The 18,435-nt window shown below is 66.0% G+C and carries 15 protein-coding genes; 9 read left to right on the top strand and 6 right to left on the bottom strand.

All coding sequences use genetic code 11. The annotated features are described in order from the left end of the window. Nucleotides 1-26: 26 nt before the first annotated feature. From EXV95_RS11335 to EXV95_RS11315, 5 genes are all read right to left on the bottom strand, one after another. On the bottom strand, nt 27-1,637 hold the full coding sequence (locus tag EXV95_RS11335) for a PepSY-associated TM helix domain-containing protein (protein WP_176886909.1): 1,611 nt from the start codon (nt 1,635-1,637) through the stop codon (nt 27-29). Nucleotides 1,638-1,656: 19 nt separating this feature from the next. Next, nucleotides 1,657-3,870: a TonB-dependent siderophore receptor gene (locus EXV95_RS11330; protein ID WP_176886907.1), complete on the bottom strand. Its 2,214-nt coding sequence runs from the start codon at nt 3,868-3,870 to the stop codon at nt 1,657-1,659. 149 nt (nt 3,871-4,019) lie between these two features. Next, the gene (locus EXV95_RS11325; protein ID WP_176886905.1) at nt 4,020-4,379 is read right to left on the bottom strand and encodes a DUF2946 family protein; all 360 of its coding nucleotides are present in this window, start codon (nt 4,377-4,379) and stop codon (nt 4,020-4,022) included. A gap of 210 nt (nt 4,380-4,589) precedes the next feature. After that, nucleotides 4,590-6,029 (bottom strand): aldehyde dehydrogenase family protein, encoded by a 1,440-nt coding sequence (locus tag EXV95_RS11320; RefSeq protein ID WP_176886903.1) that lies wholly within the window; start codon nt 6,027-6,029, stop codon nt 4,590-4,592. Nucleotides 6,030-6,348: 319 nt separating this feature from the next. Further along, nucleotides 6,349-7,077 carry a FadR/GntR family transcriptional regulator gene (locus tag EXV95_RS11315; RefSeq protein WP_121505524.1) on the bottom strand — a complete coding sequence of 243 codons (729 nt, stop codon included), beginning with the start codon at nt 7,075-7,077 and terminating at the stop codon, nt 6,349-6,351. 127 nt (nt 7,078-7,204) lie between these two features. On the opposite strand from EXV95_RS11315, the gene EXV95_RS11310 reads away from it, so the two are divergent. From EXV95_RS11310 to EXV95_RS11275, 8 genes are all read left to right on the top strand, one after another. Then, on the top strand, nt 7,205-8,023 hold the full coding sequence (locus EXV95_RS11310; protein ID WP_176886901.1) for an NAD(P)-dependent oxidoreductase: 819 nt from the start codon (nt 7,205-7,207) through the stop codon (nt 8,021-8,023). A 64-nt stretch (nt 8,024-8,087) separates the two neighbouring features. Further along, nucleotides 8,088-9,077: a TRAP transporter substrate-binding protein gene (locus EXV95_RS11305; RefSeq protein ID WP_176886899.1), complete on the top strand. Its 990-nt coding sequence runs from the start codon at nt 8,088-8,090 to the stop codon at nt 9,075-9,077. Between the two features lie 81 nt (nt 9,078-9,158). Further along, on the top strand, nt 9,159-9,677 hold the full coding sequence (locus EXV95_RS11300; RefSeq protein WP_176886896.1) for a TRAP transporter small permease: 519 nt from the start codon (nt 9,159-9,161) through the stop codon (nt 9,675-9,677). 2 nt (nt 9,678-9,679) lie between these two features. After that, nucleotides 9,680-10,963: a TRAP transporter large permease gene (locus tag EXV95_RS11295; RefSeq protein ID WP_176886894.1), complete on the top strand. Its 1,284-nt coding sequence runs from the start codon at nt 9,680-9,682 to the stop codon at nt 10,961-10,963. 167 nt (nt 10,964-11,130) lie between these two features. Further along, nucleotides 11,131-12,162, top strand: a complete 1,032-nt coding sequence (locus EXV95_RS11290) for a lactonase family protein (protein ID WP_176886890.1) — start codon at nt 11,131-11,133, stop codon at nt 12,160-12,162. 41 nt (nt 12,163-12,203) lie between these two features. Then, nucleotides 12,204-13,781 (top strand): galactarate dehydratase, encoded by a 1,578-nt coding sequence (gene garD, locus EXV95_RS11285; RefSeq protein ID WP_176886888.1) that lies wholly within the window; start codon nt 12,204-12,206, stop codon nt 13,779-13,781. 263 nt (nt 13,782-14,044) lie between these two features. Next, nucleotides 14,045-14,980 (top strand): DMT family transporter, encoded by a 936-nt coding sequence (locus tag EXV95_RS11280; RefSeq protein ID WP_176886886.1) that lies wholly within the window; start codon nt 14,045-14,047, stop codon nt 14,978-14,980. Nucleotides 14,981-14,990: 10 nt separating this feature from the next. Further along, nucleotides 14,991-16,118 (top strand): aldose epimerase family protein, encoded by a 1,128-nt coding sequence (locus EXV95_RS11275; RefSeq protein ID WP_176886884.1) that lies wholly within the window; start codon nt 14,991-14,993, stop codon nt 16,116-16,118. 176 nt (nt 16,119-16,294) lie between these two features. Here the strand turns inward: EXV95_RS11275 and EXV95_RS11270 are convergent, their stop codons facing one another. Further along, nucleotides 16,295-17,230 carry a LysR family transcriptional regulator gene (locus EXV95_RS11270; protein WP_121422568.1) on the bottom strand — a complete coding sequence of 312 codons (936 nt, stop codon included), beginning with the start codon at nt 17,228-17,230 and terminating at the stop codon, nt 16,295-16,297. A gap of 129 nt (nt 17,231-17,359) precedes the next feature. On the opposite strand from EXV95_RS11270, the gene EXV95_RS11265 reads away from it, so the two are divergent. Beyond that, a complete protein-coding gene (locus tag EXV95_RS11265; protein WP_176886882.1) occupies nt 17,360-18,151 on the top strand; it encodes an SDR family NAD(P)-dependent oxidoreductase in 792 nt (263 codons plus the stop codon). Nucleotides 18,152-18,435 lie beyond the last annotated feature (284 nt).

Here is an 18,435-nt window from a genome sequence, read left to right as displayed (position 1 = left end):
AAAAAGTATCAAACAAAAATGACGGCTCAGCCACCTGTCGTAGGCAAGACACGGGCGCGCCTGCGGCGGCCCTGTCCGGCAAGCTGCGACGCCGGGCCCGCTACGAATGCGAACTTGGCGCGCAGCCGCCGCAATCCAATGACAACCCCCGTTGCACTCAGCACCGCACCACCCAGGCTCAGCACAATGAGAACGATGTCCCACAGCGGGCGCCGCTCCAGCAGCGGCAGCCAGTCCCAGCTGTGCAGCATGGAGAACAGCCAGCGGCTGGTACGGCGATAACTGTCGGTGCGGCCGAGTACGGCGCCTGTGTGGGGGTCGATGTGGACCCAGGTGGCATGGGGGTCGTCAAACACCAGGCGCAGCGCGGGCAGAGGCTTGTCGCCTCCGCCCGTCATGGTGTGGGTGGCGCGGTCGTAGTAATGCAGGTCGTAGGCGGTCAGCGTTTCGGTGCGCACCACGGCGTGGGGCAGCAGGCGTGCTGCGGCCTCGGCCACCGCGCCTGGGGGCCACTGGTGAGGCGCGGCAGTGGTCGCATCGAGCAGCGCGGGGGCGCCGGTCGGGCTGTACGCAAGCACCAGCGGGTGGCCCGCGCTTTGCACCCAGCGCAGCTCCCGCGTGTTCGGTGAACCGCCTGACAGCAAAGCCTGCACGGTGGCGGCTTGCGGGGGCAACACCAGCGGGCCGCCGTTCATGGCCTGCTGGCGCAGTGGCGCGGCGCCGCTGTCAAAAATCTTCCACGGGTTCATCGACATGAGGCCGCTGAAGATCCAGGTGAATGTGATCAGCGCAAACACCAGCCCGAACACATGGTGCCAGCGCATCATGAAGCCCCGGTACGGCGTGCGCGAACCGGTCTTGTACCGGCCCTGGAAGCGCCAGCGCAGCACGCCCACCACGGTGCCCGTCAGCGTGAGCACGATGCCCGCAAGGGAAAGCCAGTTGACGATGTCCGTCCAGTAGCCGTTGAAGATATTGCCCCGGAAGGGGTAGAGCCAGTGGATCCAGGCGCCTGCGTAGTTCCAGGCGCGCTCCTGCAGCGGCGCATCGCGCACCACCTCGCCCGTGGTGCCCGACACATAGACCACGGTGCCTGCGCTGTCGCCCAGGTGCAGGCGGTGCAGGGGGCGGTGCGCGTCGAGCGCACGCGAGTGGGTGAAGGCGTCTTCGTCGATCGTGCCCAGGTGTGCGATCCGTGCGCCGGGCTCCTGCGCGAAGGCGCGAGCCGAAGCGAGGGCGTGCTCGGCGTCTACGCGCTGCAACCGTTCGCCTGTGAGGGCGTCGATGACCGCAGGCGCTGGCGCCCTGCCCGGGCGTGGTACGGCGTCTCCGGCAGGGGCGGCGGGAACCACCAGGTACACCGCGCGCGAGCCGCTGGCCACGGCGAGCCTCAGGTCCTGCAGCGGTCCTGCCTGGCCTGCGCGCGCCAAGGCCTCTGCGGGCTCCAGCAGAGGCTCTGTGCCCAGCGTTGCGCTGCGCAATGGCGGCAGGTGGGCCAAGCGCTCGGCCTGCGTGAGCTTGGGGTAGCCCACGTACATCATCACCACGCCCGAGAGGAACCACATGGCGAAGAAGGCGCACAACAGCACGCCCAGCCAGCGGTGGACGAGGTACAGCCAGCGTTTGGCGTGTGTCATGTCCGGTTCCTTGCCCGCGTCAGAACGCGGTGTGCAGCGTCACGTCCAGCGTGCGCGGTGCGCCCAGGTAGACCTGGTCGCGCGTCTCGGCCGCATAAATGCGGTCGGTGGCGTTGCGCACGCGGGTGGTGAGCGTTGTGGTCTTGTTGATCTTCCAGGCCAGGCCCAGGTCCAGCAGCGTGTACGACGGCCAGAACTTGGTGTTGGCGGCGTTGCCGTACACCTTGCCCACATGGCGCACGCCCACGCTGGCCGTGACGGTGGGCGTGATCGCGTACGAGGCCCACAGGTTGGCCACCTGCTGCGGAACCAGTTGGGGCACATTGCCCGCGCGCGAGACACCGCCCTGCACAAAGTTCTCGTACCGCGCGCGGGTCAGCGCCAGGTTGCCCTGCAACTGCCATTGCGGCGTGGGCCGAATGCCAGCCGACAGTTCGACGCCCTTGGACGACTGCTCTCCCACCAGCACCGTGAGGTTGGGGTTGGATGGGTCTTGCGAGGCGATGTTCTTGCGGCGGATTTCAAAGGCCGCCACCGTGGCGCTGCCCTTGCCGTCCCAGAAGTCGAACTTGCTGCCCACCTCGATCTGGCGGCCCGTGGTCAGTTCGCTGTTGTTGCGCACATCGGCGAACGAGGCCGAGGCCAGCGAGCCCGAGGGTGGGTCGGCCGCGTTGGAGGCCTGCGCATACAGGTTGGCGCCGGGCGCAATGTCCCACACCACACCCAGGCGGCCGGTGGTGGGGCTGTAGCTGCGGCTGAAGCTGGCAGGCGATGTGGCCGTCACGGCGCGGCGGTTCACCAGGTCCAGCTCGATGCGCTCGTGGCGCACTGCGGTGACCAGGCTCACCCCGGAGGCCACCAGGGTGCGGTTTTCCAGGTACAGCGCCGTGTTGGTGATCTTGTTGTCTTTGTCGGGGCTCAAGACGGGCGACATGCCGGGAATGTCGAAGAAGTTCTCGGTGGTGAAGTTGTATGGGTTGACCGTGCTCACGGTGACCGAGGGGCCGAACGGGAAGCGCGTCTGCTTGTTCACGCTCACGTCCAGGCCAAAGGCCCAGTCGCTTTTCTTGCCCGCCAGCTGGCCCTGGTAGGTGCCCTCCAGCCGGTCGCCCACCAGCTGTTGGTCGTGGCGTTGCAACAGCGGGGATGTGCGCGTGATCACCGTGTTGGTGGCATTGAAGGTGTAGGTCTCCACGTTGCGGTAGTCGCGCAGGGCGTCGTACACGTAGAACGTGTTCTTGAGCTGCAGCACATCCGACACACGCCATTGCGCCACCGAGCGCAGCCATTGCACGCGCTGCTCGTACCTGCCGTCGGCGCTGTTGTAGTTCTTGAAGCGCGTGGCCGGGTCGATGGTCAGCGCGCCCACGGCGGGGTTGAGCACCGGCGTGCCCCAGTACGGGCGGTCCACGTGGTCCCTCTGGTATTCGTAGGCCAGTGTGTGCGTGAAGTCGCCGCCCAGGTCCGACAGCAGCGAGGTCGCCAGTTGGGTGGACTGTGTTTTGGTGCCTTCGATCCAGCTGCCGGCGTTGCGGTGGTTGAGGTCGATGCGCGCGTAATGGGCAGGGCCTGCACTGCCATCGCCGCCTGCAATGCAGCGGTTCAGGCCTACCGACACTTCCTTCAGGTCGTAGGAGCCCAGGCGCAGCTGGCCCTCGGTGAAGTCGCTGCGCTCGGCCGTCTTGGTGATGTAGTTGATGGAGCCGCCCACGCCGCCCGATCCGTACAGAAAACTCGACGCACCGCCGATGGCCTCGACGCGGTCGTAGATCCAGCTATCGACCGCGCGTGTGGCGCTGCCGTATTGCGGGTTGATGCCGTTGTAGAGCTGCGCCACCGAGTTGCTGGTGAAGCCCCGGTAGTGTGCGGACATGGAGCCCGGCGCGTTGTGCGCCACCACGCCCGGCACGGCGCGCAGGATTTCCTGCGTGTCCTGCGCGCCGCGTGCGTCGATGGTGGCGCGGTCCACCACGGTGACGGAGGCGGGGTTCTCGCGCGCCGTCAGGCCCAGGCGGCTGCCGGTGTCCACGGGGGTGTCCAGGCTGAGCTTGCCGTTGGGGGACGCAGCGGTGTCCACCACATCCACGGCCTTCAGCGTGGGCGCGGTGGTGGTCTGTGCGTGGGCGGGCACTGCGGCCAGCGCGCAGGTGGCGAGCACCCCCAGGCACAGGGGCGAAAGAGGCAGGCGCGGAAAAGCCGCAGCGCTGCGCGAAGCAGAGGAGATACGGGACATGAAAACGCTCTTGTCTTGAAGCGACAGTGCCGCTGCCCCGCGCGCGTCAACACATCGCACATCGCGCAAGGCAGCACCGTCTGGAAACCAACGGAACACGAAAGCGCAGCACCCGCCCACCAGGTCCGGGCGCTGCGAGGGGTTTCAGTTCAAGAGCGTGTTGGTGGCCCGCGCGCCGGCAGTGGCGCTGCGGTGGCGGCCGCGATGCGGGCGGCCTCGATGGGCTGCAGCGCATGGGCCAGGGGATGGGAGGGGATTGTTGCCGCCACGGGTGTGGGTGGCGGGGCGCTTGCGGTGGAGCACAAGGGGCAGTCCATGCCCATCGCGCCCATCTCCACCGTGCCGTCGTCGGTCTGCACCAGCAGCTTGATGGCGCCGGTGCCCGAGCAGATCACCTCGAAGGATTGCGGGTGCACCAGCGGCGACGCAATCGCCACCCCCATCGACGCCACGAACCACGCGAGCACCCACAGGCGCAGCACAGCAAAGGTTCGTCGGGGGGCGGTCATGGGGCGCGATGATAGCGGAGGGGACCCAGTCCCGCGCTGAGGTGGGCATGGGGGAGGGGCGATCCCTCCATCAGGAGACAGGCACAGCACGTTTCATTTGCTATTAAATATATAGCTAATGGCGCAATATGGTAGAGCGGTAGGGCCTGTTTTTCTCATATTTTCAGCAACCCACTGTGCCGCCAGCCCGTGGGTTGTGGGCTGGCAGCTTCACGCCTGCGTGTACGCCGTCTTGACCGTGGTGTAGAACTCCGCCGCGTAGCGCCCCTGCTCGCGCGGGCCGTAGCTGCTGCTCTTGCGGCCACCAAACGGCACGTGGTAGTCCACGCCCGCCGTGGGCAGGTTCACCATCACCATGCCCGCTTGCGCATGGCGCTTGAAGTGCGTGGCGTGCTTGAGGCTGGTGGTGGCGATGCCGCTGGCCAGGCCGAAGGGCGTGTCGTTGGCCAGGGCCAGCGCTTCCTCGTAGTTCTTGGCACATTGCACGCTGACCACAGGGCCGAAGATCTCTTCGCGGTTGATGCGCATGCCAGGCGTGGTCTCGGTGAACAGGGCGGGGCGCAGGTAGTAGCCGGGCGCGCCGTCGGCGTTCTTCTCCAGGGCTTCGCCGCCGTAGGCGAGCTTGGCGCCCTCCTGCTGGCCGATGCCGATGTATTCCAGGTCCTGTGCCAGCTGGCGGTCGTCCACCACGGGGCCGATGTCGGTGCCGGCCTTGCGGGCGTCGTCCACCTTCAGGGTCTTCATTTTCTCGACCATGGCGGCCACGAAGCGGTCGTGGATGCCTTCGGTCACGATCAAGCGACTGCTGGCGGTGCAGCGCTGGCCGGTGGAGAAGAAGCCGCTGTTGATGGCCGCGCCCACGGCCACGTTCAGGTCCGCGTCGTCCAGCACCACAAACGGGTTCTTGCCGCCCATTTCCAGCTGCACCTTGGCGCCGCGCGGCACGCAGGCGGCGGCCACACGCTGGCCCGTGCCGACGGAGCCGGTAAAGCTCACGCCTGCAATGCGCTCGTCTTCCAGCAGCACGGCGCCCACCTCCGAGCCCCGGCCCATCACCAGGTTGAACACACCGGCAGGCAGGCCCGCGCGGTGCAGGATGTCGGCCAGCGCCCAGGCGGAGCCGGGCACCACCTCGGCGGGCTTGAACACCACGCAGTTGCCATAGGCCAGGGCCGGGGCGATCTTCCAGGCCGGGATGGCGATGGGGAAGTTCCACGGCGTGATGATGCCGATGGTGCCCAGGGGTTCGCGCGTGATCTCGATGCCCACGCCGGGGCGCACGGAGGGGATCATCTCGCCGCCGGGGCGCAGCGCCTCGCCGGCAAAGAACTTGAAGATGGCCGCAGCGCGGCCCACTTCGCCGATGGCTTCGGGCAGGGTCTTGCCTTCTTCGCGGGCCAGCAGGTCGCCCAGCTCGGCCTTGCGGGCGATGATCTCGTTGCCCACGGCGTCCAGGATGTCAAAGCGCTGCTGGGGCGTGGACAGGCTCCATGCCGGGAAGGCCGCGTGCGCTGCGGCGACGGCCTCGAGTGCCTGCTCTCGGCTCGCCACGGCGTAGTCGCCTATCACATCGCGCGTGTCGGACGGGTTGGTGTTCTGGTAGGTGCGAACGCCGTCAGTCCAGGCGCCGCCAATCAGGTTTGCATGCATGGTGGTGGTGTGGTGGTGAAGAAGAGGGTGTTGAGAAAATAAGCGGCGGTTGCATGCCGAGTGCGCAGCGCAAACTGGCGCTGCACCCAGGAAGGATGTCTTTCAATGTGCGCTGAGGGCTTTACGACAGACAACTCCTGGTGGTTTGAACGGCGCCGCAGTCCCGACCGCGCGAAAGCATTGCAATATTTTGTTGTATGTCATCGTACAACATAAGAAGTCCTCTCGGGTGTCGGGTAACTACTGATGGGACAACCGGGTACCTCACCTTGGCCATGATTCCCCAGGGTTCATGAAGGAGTGACTTGGCTGGGGTGATTCAGCCCGCTTCGGCCTGCGCGCGCCGCCGACGTTCGCGGCTGTTGGCCAGGTGGGTGCGCATGGCGGCCCGTGCACCGTCGGGGTCCTGGCCCACGATGGCGTCGTAGATGCTTTCGTGTTCGCCGTTGACACGGCGCAGGTACTGGCGCCGCTCGTCATTGGCCGAATCCATGGCGGCCAGGCGGGCGCGCGGGATGATCATGCTGCCCAGCGTGCCCATCAGTTCGGCGAAGTGGCTGTTCTGCGTGGCACGTGCGATTTCCAGGTGGAACTGGAAGTCCGCCGCCACCGCGTCGCGGCCCGCATCCACCGCGGCTGCCACGGCGTCCAGCGCCTCGCGCATGGCTTTCAGGTTGGCCTCGGTGCGGCGTTGCGCGGCCAGCGCGGCGGCTTCAGTTTCTACCCCAATGCGCAGCTCCAGTACGGCAATCACGTCACGCAGGGTGCTGAACTGGTCGGGGGTAATCTTGAAGCCGGGCGCCTGCCCCAGCCCCAGCACAAAGGTGCCGATGCCGTGCCGCGTTTCCACCAGGCCAGAGGCTTGCAGCTTGGAAATTGCCTCGCGCACCACGGTGCGGCTCACGCTGAACTCGGCCATGATGGCGGCCTCGGTGGGCAGCTTGTCGCCCAGGGCCAGGCGGCCGTCGCGGATGCGGTCTCCCAGGGATTCGACAAGCTCCAGGGCCAGTGTGCGGGGCTTGCGGCGAAGCGGGGTATCGGTGGTCATTTCTTGGTGTTATCCCTATGGGGCGCCGGGGGCAGAAGCGGTACATTGCTTTTCGTTGTACGACAACTGATGACGTTCAACGGAATCTGTTGCCACTGTACCAAGAACCTCTGCCTTTGTAACCGCCATGCCTTGCCATCCGACGCCTATTCGTTTCCAACGCCTGTTATTGACCGGAGCTGCCGGAGGCCTGGGCCAGGAATTGCGTGCGCGCCTGAAAGCCTATTGCGCCACGTTGCGGTTGTCCGATATGGCCAACCTGGGCGACGAAGGCGCAGGGGAGGAGCTGCGCCCCGCACGCCTCGAAGACGCTGGCGCCGTGCTCAGCTTGCTGGAGGGCGTTGATGCCGTGGTGCACCTCGGGGGCGTGTCCACCGAGCAGCCCTGGGAGTCCATCCTGCAGGCCAATATCGTGGGTGTCTACAACCTGTATGAAGCGGCGCGCAAGCAAGGCGTCAAGCGGGTGGTGTTTGCCAGCTCCAACCACGTCACCGGTTTTTATCGCCAGGACGAAGTGGTGGGCCCCAACGACCCGGCCCGGCCTGACGGCCTGTACGGCGTGTCCAAAGCCTTTGGCGAAGATTTGTCGCGCTTCTACTTTGACCGCTATGGCATTGAAACCGTGTGCCTGCGCATTGGCTCATCGTTCCCCGAGCCGCGCAACCGCCGCATGCTGGCCACCTGGATGAGCTACGACGACCTGGAGCGCCTCGTCGTTGCGAGCCTCACGGCACCGGTGGTGGGCCACAGCATCATCTACGGCATGGGCGACAACACCACCACTTGGTGGGACAACACCCTGGCGCGCCACATCGGCTACCGCCCGCAGGACAGCTCCGAGCCCTTCCGCGCCAAGGTGGAGGCGGCCGACCCGCACCCCGACTTGAGCGACCCCGCCGTCATCTACCAGGGCGGTCCGTTCGTGCGCACCGGTCCTTTCGAATGACCCTTGGCGCCGGGATTCCCGTCCATTTCGCATCACTCAAAAACCATTCCACCGGAGACAAACCATGACCTTTCGCCGATCCCTGCTGACTGCCTGCGCCGCCGCTGTGGCCGCGATGGCAATGCTTCCCGTTGCCGCCCAGGCCCAGTCCATGGTGCTGAAGGCGGCCGACGTGCATCCCGCTGGCTACCCCAATGTGGTGGCGGTGGAGAACATGGGCAAGAAGCTTGACGCCGCCACCAATGGCCGCCTGAAGATCCAGACCTTCCCCGGTGGCGTGCTGGGCGGCGAGAAGGAAATGATCGAGCAGACGCAGTTCGGCGCCATCAACATCCTGCGCACCTCGCTCGGCCCGGTGGGCACGGTGGTGCCTGAGGTGAATGTGTTCAACATGCCCTTCGTGTTCCGCAGCCAGGACCATATGCGTGCAGTGATCGACGGCGCCATTGGCGATGAACTGCTGGCCAAGATCAGCGCGTCGCCCGCCAAGCTGGTGGCCATTGGCTGGATGGATGGCGGATCGCGCAGCCTGTACACCAAGAAGCCTGTGCGCAGCCCCGCTGACCTCAAGGGCCAGAAGGTGCGCATGATGGGCAACCCGCTGTTTGTGGACACCATGAACGCCATGGGCGGCAACGGCATCTCGATGGGTTATGGCGAAGTGTTCACCGCCCTGCAAACCGGCGTGGTGGATGGCGCTGAAAACAATGCGCCCAGCTTCTTCACCAGCAACCACTACAGCACGGGTGCCAAGTTCTACACGCAGACCAACCACCTGATCATTCCCGAACTGCTGGTGGTCTCCAAGGTCACGTGGGACAAGCTCTCCAAGGACGACCAGGCCCTGCTCAAGAAGTTTGGCCGCGAAGCGCAGCTGGAGCAGCGCGCCCTGTGGGACAAGAGCGTGGAGGACTACACCGCCAAGCTCAAGGCAGCCGGTGTGGAGTTCATCAACGTGGACACCAAGGCCTTCTATGACGCCACTGCCACCGTGCGTGCCAAGTACGGCGCCAACTATGCAGACCTGATGAAGCGCATTGAGGCGGTGAAGTAAGCACTGGATTTGCGTCTTGCGCGGGCGAGCTCCTGGTGGGTTGCCTGCGCCTTTTTTTCTTTGTCTTTCAGACCTGCTTGTATGGACCACCCCTTTTTGCGCTGGATGGACCGGCTCTACCTGGCCACCATCTGGGCGGCCGGCACCGCCATCTTCTTCATGTCGCTGATCATCCCCTGGGGCGTGTTCAGCCGCTACGTGATGGGCACGGGCTCGCAGTGGCCCGAGCCCATCGCCATCCTGCTCATGATGGTGTTCACCTTCATCGGCGCTGCGGCGGCCTACCGTGCGGGCGGGCACATCGCCGTCAACATGCTCACCGAAAAATTGCCCGCCCCGTTGCAGCGGCTGCTGGCGGTGCTGGTGGATCTGCTCATGCTGGTCATCTGCGGCTTTGTGGCCTGGTATGGCACCAACCTGTGCATTGAAACCTGGGGCCAGGGCATTGCGGAGCTGCCCTGGTTGCCCGTGGGCGCCACCTATGCGTCGCTGCCCATCGGCGCGGCCGTCACGCTGCTGTTTGTGCTGGAGAAGATGGTCTTCGGACCGCAGAACCACCGGCGCATCGTGCGCTTTGAAGAACTGACGGAAGGCGCCTGATCATGGATACCTTGGTACTGCTGGGAACGTTCTTCGTGCTCATGATGATCGGTGTGCCGATCGCCTATTCGTTGGGCCTCTCGGCCCTGGTCGGTGCGTTGTGGATTGACCTTCCGCTCGATGCCGTGATGATCCAGGTGGCCTCTGGCGTCAATAAGTTCTCGCTGCTGGCTATTCCGTTCTTCGTGCTCGCTGGCGCCATCATGGCCGAGGGTGGCATGGCGCGGCGCCTGGTGGCGTTTGCGGGCGTGCTGGTGGGCTTTATCCGGGGCGGGCTGTCGCTGGTCAACATTCTGGCGTCCACCTTCTTCGGCGCCATCTCGGGCTCGTCGGTGGCTGATACGGCGTCCATCGGCTCGGTGCTGATCCCCGAGATGGAAAAGAAGGGTTACCCGCGCCCCTTTGCCACGGCAGTCACCGTGAGCGGTTCGGTGCAGGCCATCCTGATTCCGCCCAGCCACAACGCGGTGTTGTATTCGCTGGCCGCAGGTGGCACGGTCTCAATTGCTGCGTTGTTCATGGCCGGTGTGCTGCCGGGGCTGCTCATGGGCCTCACGCTCGCGGCGTTGTGCCTGTTCACCGCGCACCGTGAAGGCTACCCCAAGGGCGAGGTCATCCCGCTCAAGCAGGCGCTCAAGATCTGTGTGGAGGCGCTGTGGGGCCTGATGACCATGGTCATCATCCTGGGCGGCATCCTGTCGGGCGTTTTTACGGCCAACGAGTCGGCGTCGATTGCGGTGGTGTGGGCGTTCTTCGTGACCATGTTCATCTACCGCGACTACAAGTGGCGCGACCTGCCCAAGCTGGTGCACCGCACCGTGAAGACAGTCACGGTGGTGATGATCCTCATCGGCTTTGCGGCGGCCTTCGGTTACCTGATGACGATGATGATGATCCCGATGAAGGTCACAGCCTTCCTCACCAGTCTGTCGGACAACAAGTACGTCATCCTCGCCATGATCAACATCATGCTGCTGCTGCTGGGCTGCCTGATGGACATGTCCCCGCTCATCCTCATCCTCACGCCCATCCTGCTGCCCGTGGTCAAGCTGTTGGGTGTGGACCCGGTGCACTTCGGCATGATCATGATGGTCAACCTGGGCATTGGCCTCATCACGCCGCCCGTGGGCACGGTGCTGTTCACCGGCGCTGCCGTGGCCAAGCTGCCGCTCGGTGTGGTTACCAAGGCCATGATGCCGTTCTTTGTGGCGCTGTTTGTGGTGCTGCTGATGGTGACCTACGTGCCAGCCATCTCGCTGTGGCTGCCCCGAGCGATGGGACTGTGAAGAAATGAAGCACCCCCTGAGTCGCCTTCGGCGCCTTCCCCCTCAAGGGGGACGACGCCCTCACTGCGGGGCGGCCCTTGCTCGGCGCCTCTGGCCTGGTCCCTGCTCGTTCCATCGGCCGAGGGTAGTGGGCCGCTCCGTCGTGCACTGATATGGTTACACACACGATGGCTACCGATACCCTGGTATTTGTCTCCTGCGCTGACAGCGGTGAGTTGCATGTGCTCCGTCTGGCGTCGGATTCGGGGCAGCTGTGCACCGAGCAGGTCCTGGCGCTGGGCGGGCAGCTCATGCCCATGGCGCTCAGCCCGGACGGCACCCGCCTGTATGTGGCGCGCCGCAGCGACCCGCTGGCCGTGGTCACCCTGGCGGTGGATGCGCGCGCGGGTTGCGCCGAGGTGTTGAGCGAGGCCGCGTTGCCCGCCAGCATGGCCCACCTGGCCACCGATAACACGGGGCGCTGGCTGCTGAGTGCTTCCTACGGTGCGGACCTGGTCGCGGTGCAGGCCATCGCTGCCGACGGGGTGGTCGCTGCGGGGCGTGGTGCCACCACGTACGCCACCAGTCGCCACGCCCACAGTGCGCTGGTCAGCCCCGGCAACCGCTTCGTGCTGGCCGCCTCATTGGGGGGCGGGCAATTGCACCGTTACCGATTCGACGCCGCCACGGGCGCGCTGCAACCCACCGACCCTGCCGTGTTCGCCCTGCCAGCAGGCACAGGTCCCCGGCACCTGCGCTTCAACGCGCGGGGCGACCGCATCTACCTGCTGGGTGAGCTGGATGCCTGCGTGCATGTGCTGGCCTGGGACGAATCCAGCGGAGGCCTGGAGTTGCTGCAAAGCCTGCCCACATTGCCACCGGGCTTTGCAGGCCCGGCCTGGGGTGCAGACCTGCACCTGAGCGCTGATGGCCGCTGGCTGTACACCAGCGAGCGCAACAGCCACACCCTGGCCGGGTTTGCCGTCGATGCGGTTACCGGCCTGCTGGCCCCCATCGACCACTGGTCTACGCAACTGCAGCCCCGGGGCTTTGCCATCACTCCGGACGGGTGCCACCTGATTGCCGCAGGCCAGATCAGCCACCGTGTGGGTGTGCACTTGATCGCGCCTGGCAGCGGTGCCCTGACCCAGGTGGCCGAGCACGATGTGGGGCTCAACCCGAACTGGATTACCGTGCTGCCCATGCAGCCTGATGCCTGATGCCTGATGAGATTGCATAAATTGACGAGACCGCGCCACCGATGAACCGACCCGCCCTCACCATCCGCATGCACCCGGATGACAACGTCGCCATCGTCGCCAACGACGGAGGCCTTCCTGCCGGCACGGTGCTGCCGCCCGGCGTGCCAGGCGCAGGCATCACATTGCGCGACAAGGTGCCCCAGGGCCACAAGGTGGCGCTGCAGGACATGGCCGAGGGCGATGTGGTGCGCCGCTACAACGTGCCCATCGGCTATGCGCTCAAGGCCATCCCGGCGGGAAGCTGGGTGCACGAGCGCCTGCTGCAGATGCCCTCGGCCCGCGCGCTCGAAGGCCTGCCCATGGCCACGGTGAAGCCTCCGGTGCTGGAGCCTTTGACCGGCTACAACTTCGAGGGCTACCGCAACGCCGACGGCTCCGTGGGCACGCGCAACATCCTGGCCATCACCACCACCGTGCAGTGCGTGGCGGGCGTGGTGGCCCTGGCGGTGCGCCGCATCAAGGACGAACTGCTGCCGTTGTATCCGCAGGTTGACGACGTGATCGGCCTGGAGCACACCTACGGCTGCGGCGTGGCCATTGATGCGCCCGACGCCATCATCCCCATCCGCACCCTGCGCAACATCAGCCTCAACCCCAACTTTGGGGGCGAGGTCATGGTGGTGAGTCTCGGCTGCGAAAAGCTGCAGCCCGACCGCCTGCTGCCCCCGGGCAGCTTCCCCATCGCCGACGAGCGCGATGCAGCCCTGGGCCCCGAGACGGTGTGCCTGCAGGCCGACGAGCATGTGGGCTTCATGTCCATGCTCGACCACATCGTGCAAAGCGCGCGTCCGCACCTCGAACGCCTCAACGCCCGCCGCCGCGAGACCATCCCGGCGAGCGAGTTGGTGCTGGGCGTGCAGTGCGGCGGCAGTGATGCGTTCTCGGGCGTCACCGCCAACCCGGCCGTGGGCTTTTGCGCAGACCTGCTGGTGCGCGCGGGTGCCACGGTGATGTTCAGCGAGAACACCGAGGTGCGCGATGCGGTCGAGCAGCTCACCAGCCGCGCTGCCACGCCCGAAGTGGCCGAATCCATCGTGCGCGAACTGGGCTGGTACGACCGCTACCTGGACCGCGGCCGCGTGGACCGCGCGGCCAACACCACGCCGGGCAACAAGGCGGGGGGCCTGTCCAACATCGCCGAAAAGGCCATGGGCTCCATCATCAAGAGCGGCACCGCGCCTATTGCGCATGTGCTGGCTCCGGGCGAGAAGCTGCGGCGCGACCAGCGTGGCCTGGTGTACGCCGCCACGCCCGCCAGCGACTTCATCTGCGGCACGCTGCAGCTGGCTGCGGGCATGAACCTGCATGTGTTCACCACCGGCCGGGGCACACCCTATGGCCTGGCAGAATGCCCGGTGGTCAAGGTGGCCACGCGCAGCGACCTGGCGCGCCGTTGGCATGACCTGATGGACATCAACGCCGGAAAGATTGCGGACGGTGAAGCCACCATCGAAGAGCTGGGCTGGGAGATGTTCCACCTGCTGCTCGACGTGGCGAGTGGCCGCAAAAAAACCTGGGCCGAGCAGTGGAAGCTGCACAACGCGCTGGTGCTGTTCAATCCCGCACCGGTGACCTGAAGTGACACCCCCTGAGTCGCTTCGCGCCTTCCCCCTCTCTCTACGCGCTGCGCGCTACGGGAGGGGGACGCAGCCAGCGCGGCGGGGCGGCCCTTGCGCGGCTGCCCTCGCCTGGGCTGCGCCCTTCGCATGCGTTGGTGGCGGCGCGTAGCGCAACGGATCACTGAAACGGTGGCCTTGCAAGCTGCGTCCTGGGGCTGCAAGCCTCCCCCTCACAGCCCGTCTTTGCACGGGCTGTTTCACTAGAGAGACCAAGAAATCACATGGGACATCCCCGTTTTTCCGACCCCAGGGTCGTCATCGCGCTGGCGCTGCTGTGTTGCCTGCTCTGGGGCAGCTCCTACCCCGCTATCAAGACCGGCTACGCCTGGTTCGGCATCGCCCGCAATGACATTCCCACGCAGCTGGTGTTTGCAGGCTGGCGCTTTCTGGGCGCGGGGCTGATCCTGCTGGCCTGGGCCGTGGCCACGCGCAAGGCCATCTGGGGGCTGGGTCTTGCGGCCGGGAGGCAACTGGTGGTGTTGGGCCTGGCGCAGACCACGCTGCAATACGTGTTCTTCTACGTGGGCCTCGCGCACACCACGGGCGTCAAGGGCTCCATCATGAACGCCACCGGCACGTTCTTCAGCGTGCTGCTTGCGCACTGGGTCTATCACAACGACCGCCTGAGCCACGCCAAGCTGTGGGGCTGCCTAGTCGGCTTTGTCGGAGTGATGGTGGTCAACCTGGGTCGCGGCACGTTGGACATGGATTTCACGCTGCTCGGCGAAGGTTTTGTGGTGATTGCCGCCTTCGTGCTGGCCGCTGCCAGCATCTACGGAAAGCAGGTGTCGCAGCGCATGGACTCGGTGGTGATGACGGGCTGGCAACTGGGGCTTGGCGGCGTGGCGTTGCTGGCCATTGGCTGGGGCCTGGGCGGCTCGCTCACGGGCTTTACCTGGGGCGCCACCGTGTTGCTGGTGTACCTGGCGCTGCTGTCGTCGGCAGCGTTCTCGCTGTGGAGCATCTTGCTCAAGCACAACCGCGTGAGCCAGGTCACGGTGTTCAACTTCACGGTGCCGATCTTCGGCGCGGCGCTGTCAGCACTGTTCCTGGGCGAGGCGCTGCTGGAGTGGAAGAACCTGCTGGCCCTGGTGCTGGTGTGCGGGGGCATCTGGCTGGTCACGCGCGATGCTCCCGCTGCATCCGCCACCAAATAGACTCGCAGCCATGGCCTATTCCCTTTCACGCAAAGCGTTTCAGCAAGAGCTTCACGGCCAGCCGACTGACCTCTTCACCCTGCGCGGTGCTGGTGGCCTGCAGGTGGCCGTCAGCAACTACGGCGCACGGCTGGTACAGGTGGCGGTGCCCGACGGGCAGGGCGGCCTCGTTGATGTGGCGCTGGGCTACGACAGCCTGCAGGGCTACCTGGACGGGCAACTCTCCATGGGCGCCCTCATAGGCCGCTGGGCTGGGCGGTTGCGCAGTGGTTTGTTGACTCTGCCCGATGGCGCACAGCGGCAACTGCCCACCAACAGCGGCCCCCACCACCACCATGGCGGGCCCAAGGGCAGCCGCTTTCAGGTGTTTGCGGTGGATGACGTGCAGGCCGATGCGCTCACCCTGAGCCACACCTTTCGCATTGAGGACGACGGCGTGCCCGGCACGCTTCGCCTGCAGCTGCACCTGCACATCACGGCCGACAACGCGCTGCACATGGCGTGGACGGGCGAGGCGCTGGACGCCCCCACGCTGCTCAACATCACCGGGCATGCGTTCTTCAACCTGGCGGGCGCTGGCAGCACCCACGGCCACACCCTGCAAGTGCCCGCCAGCCGCTATGTACCGCTGGCGGCCGATGTGTGTCCTAGCGGGTTGGTGCAGCCTGTAGATGCCACGCCTTTCGACCTTCGCGAAGCCCGCAGCGTGGGTGCCGCCGTGGCGGAGCCCAGCGAACAGCTGTCGCTGGCGGGTGGGCTGGACCACTACCTGGTGCTGGATGACCATGTGTGGGACGAAGAGGGCGGGGTGCGGACGCCACCGGTGTCACCCGTCACGCCCTCGCAAGGCCTGCGTCTTGCGGCGCTGCTGAGCGAGCCCCTCACTGGTCGCACCATGGAGGTATGGAGTACTGCGCCCGGGGTGCAGGTTTACGCAGGCCACGGCCTCAAGGCTGATCCGGTGCGCGACCTGGGGCGGGGCGCAGAGCAGGGCGTCTGGCTATGGCAGCCGGGCGACGGCATCTGCCTGGAGCCCATGGAGTATCCCGATGCGCCCAACCAGCCCGGGTTTCCCGTGCGTTGGCTGGCGCCGGGCGACGTGGTGCAGGGGGCCATCGTGTACCGCTTCACCGGGTGAGGCTGGGCGGGACTTGGTGAGGGTTGCGATGACATTGTTCATGTGATTTTTAAGTGATTTTGGCCTCTAGCGCTTATCCAGTAAGCGCTAGTAGCTATTCAATTAATAGCTGTCGATTCGGTCTCAATCCACTGGAAACCATTGACTGCGCGTAGTCGAAGCGCCGCGCGAAACCTTCATGCGGCGGCAGGTGCGCCATGGGCCTCGCTCTGCAGATGCGCCTGCACCACTGCGGCCAGCCAGTCCATCACCACCCGCACGCGCTGGGGCAGGTGGCGCCGGTGGGGGTAGATCAGCGTCACCGGCATGGGCGGGGCAGGGTGGTGCGGTAGCACCTCCACCAGCAGTCCCCGGTCGATCAGCTCGCGCACGCCCAGCAAAGGCGCCTGGATCAGGCCCAGCCCTGCTGCGCAGGCGCCCAGGTAGGCCTCGGCGCTGTTGACGGTGACACGCCCAGCCATGGGGTGAAACTGCGGGCTGCCGTCGTCGCCCATCGTTTCAAATCCGGCGGACTTGGTGCCCAGCGTGCTCACGTAGTGCACCAGGTCATGCTGCGCCAGGTCGGCCAGTGATTGGGGTGTGCCCTTGCGCGCCAGGTAGCCCGGGCTGGCGCAGCTGGCCACGCGCACCAGGCCCAGAGGGCGGGCCACCAGCCCGGGTTCTGCCACCGGGCCCACGCGGATCACGCAGTCAAAACCCTCGCGCACCAGGTCCACGCGGCGGTCGGTGCTGCTCAGCTCCACCTCCAGCAGCGGGTGGCGGGCCAGCAGATCAGGCAGCGCAGGCAGCACCAGCTGGCGGGCAATGCCGGTGGACATGTCAATGCGCACGCGCCCGCGCAGCGCAGTGCCGTCGGGCTGCTGGAACATGGCCTGCAACTCGTCCACGTCATCCAGCAGATCCTTGCAGCGCTCGTAAAAGGCCTGCCCGTCTTGCGTCAGCTGCACGCGCCGCGTGGTGCGGTGCAGCAGGCGCGTGCCCAGGTGGGCCTCCAGCTGCTGCACGGCCAGAGAGGCGCTGGCCTTGGGCAGGCCCAGCACCTGCGCAGCCTGGGTAAAGCTGCTCAGCTCGGCCACACGGGCAAAGATCTGCATGCGGTCTAAAGGGTTCATTGTTCTTAATGGATGGACAATGAATCATATTTTGCATGGTTTATCTTTGATTGGCGCCCCAATAAAGTTCATCCCCAGCCCCGGTCACGCGGTGTGACCGGGCTTCAGACACTGCAAAGGACCCTTGCCATGACAACCGCTTCATCCCTTTCTTCAGCCCCCACCCCCACCCCTGTCGTTTTGATCACCGGCGGCAGCCGCGGCCTGGGCCGCAACGCAGCGCTGGCCGCTGCACACAGCGGCATCGACGTGGTGCTGACCTACCGCCAGCAGGCCGCCGAAGCCCAGGCTGTGGTGGCCGACATAGAAAAGCTGGGCCGCCGTGCTGTGGCTTTGCCGCTGGATGTGGGCGATGTGGCCAGCTTCGAAGCCTTTGCTGCGCAGCTGCAGCAAACCCTGCGCAGCCACTGGCAGCGCGAGCGGTTTGACTTTCTCGTCAACAACGCGGGCATGGGCGTGCATGCACCCATCACCGAAACCACCGAAGCGCAGTTCGATGCGCTGGTCAACGTGCACCTCAAGGGCGTGTTTTTCCTCACGCAGCGCCTGCTGCCGCTGATGAACGATGGCGGCCGCATCCTGAACCTGTCGTCGGGCCTGGCCCGCTTCGCCTTGCCCGGCTACGCCGCCTACGCGGCCATGAAGGGCGCTATCGAGGTGCTGAGCCGCTACCTGGCCAAAGAACTGGGCCCGCGTGGCATCACCGTGAACGTGGTGGCCCCGGGCGCCATCGAGACTGACTTTGGCGGCGGCGTGGTGCGCGACAACGCGCAGCTCAACGCCTTTGTGGCCGCGCAGACGGCTCTGGGCCGCGTGGGTGTGTCGGACGACATCGGCCCGCTGGTCGCTTCGCTGCTGCAACCGGCCACACGTTGGGTCAACGCCCAGCGTATCGAGGCGTCGGGCGGCATGTTCCTGTGAAGCAGAGAACACCCCCCTGAGTCGCTTCGCGCCTTCCCCCCGCTCTCGCATCGCTCCGCGATGCGGGCAGGGGGACGCCACCCGTGCGGCGGGGCGGCCCTTGCACGGTGGCACTGGCGTGGGGCCGTGCGATATCAAAGACTGAGGTAGTTGTCGGGCCGTAGAAAACCAGGATGTGGCACCGATACCCGCAGGTTCATGGCTTACCGACTCCGCCTAAGTTTCGTCTAAGTGTCCGTGCCCACACTGCCTTCCATCGCAACCCTGATTGAAAAGGCAGACAC

Origin of the sequence: Acidovorax sp. JMULE5, from assembly GCF_013376875.1 — a bacterium.
Lineage (GTDB): Bacteria > Pseudomonadota > Gammaproteobacteria > Burkholderiales > Burkholderiaceae_C > Acidovorax > Acidovorax facilis.
This window is presented reverse-complemented; position numbering and strand designations above follow the sequence as displayed.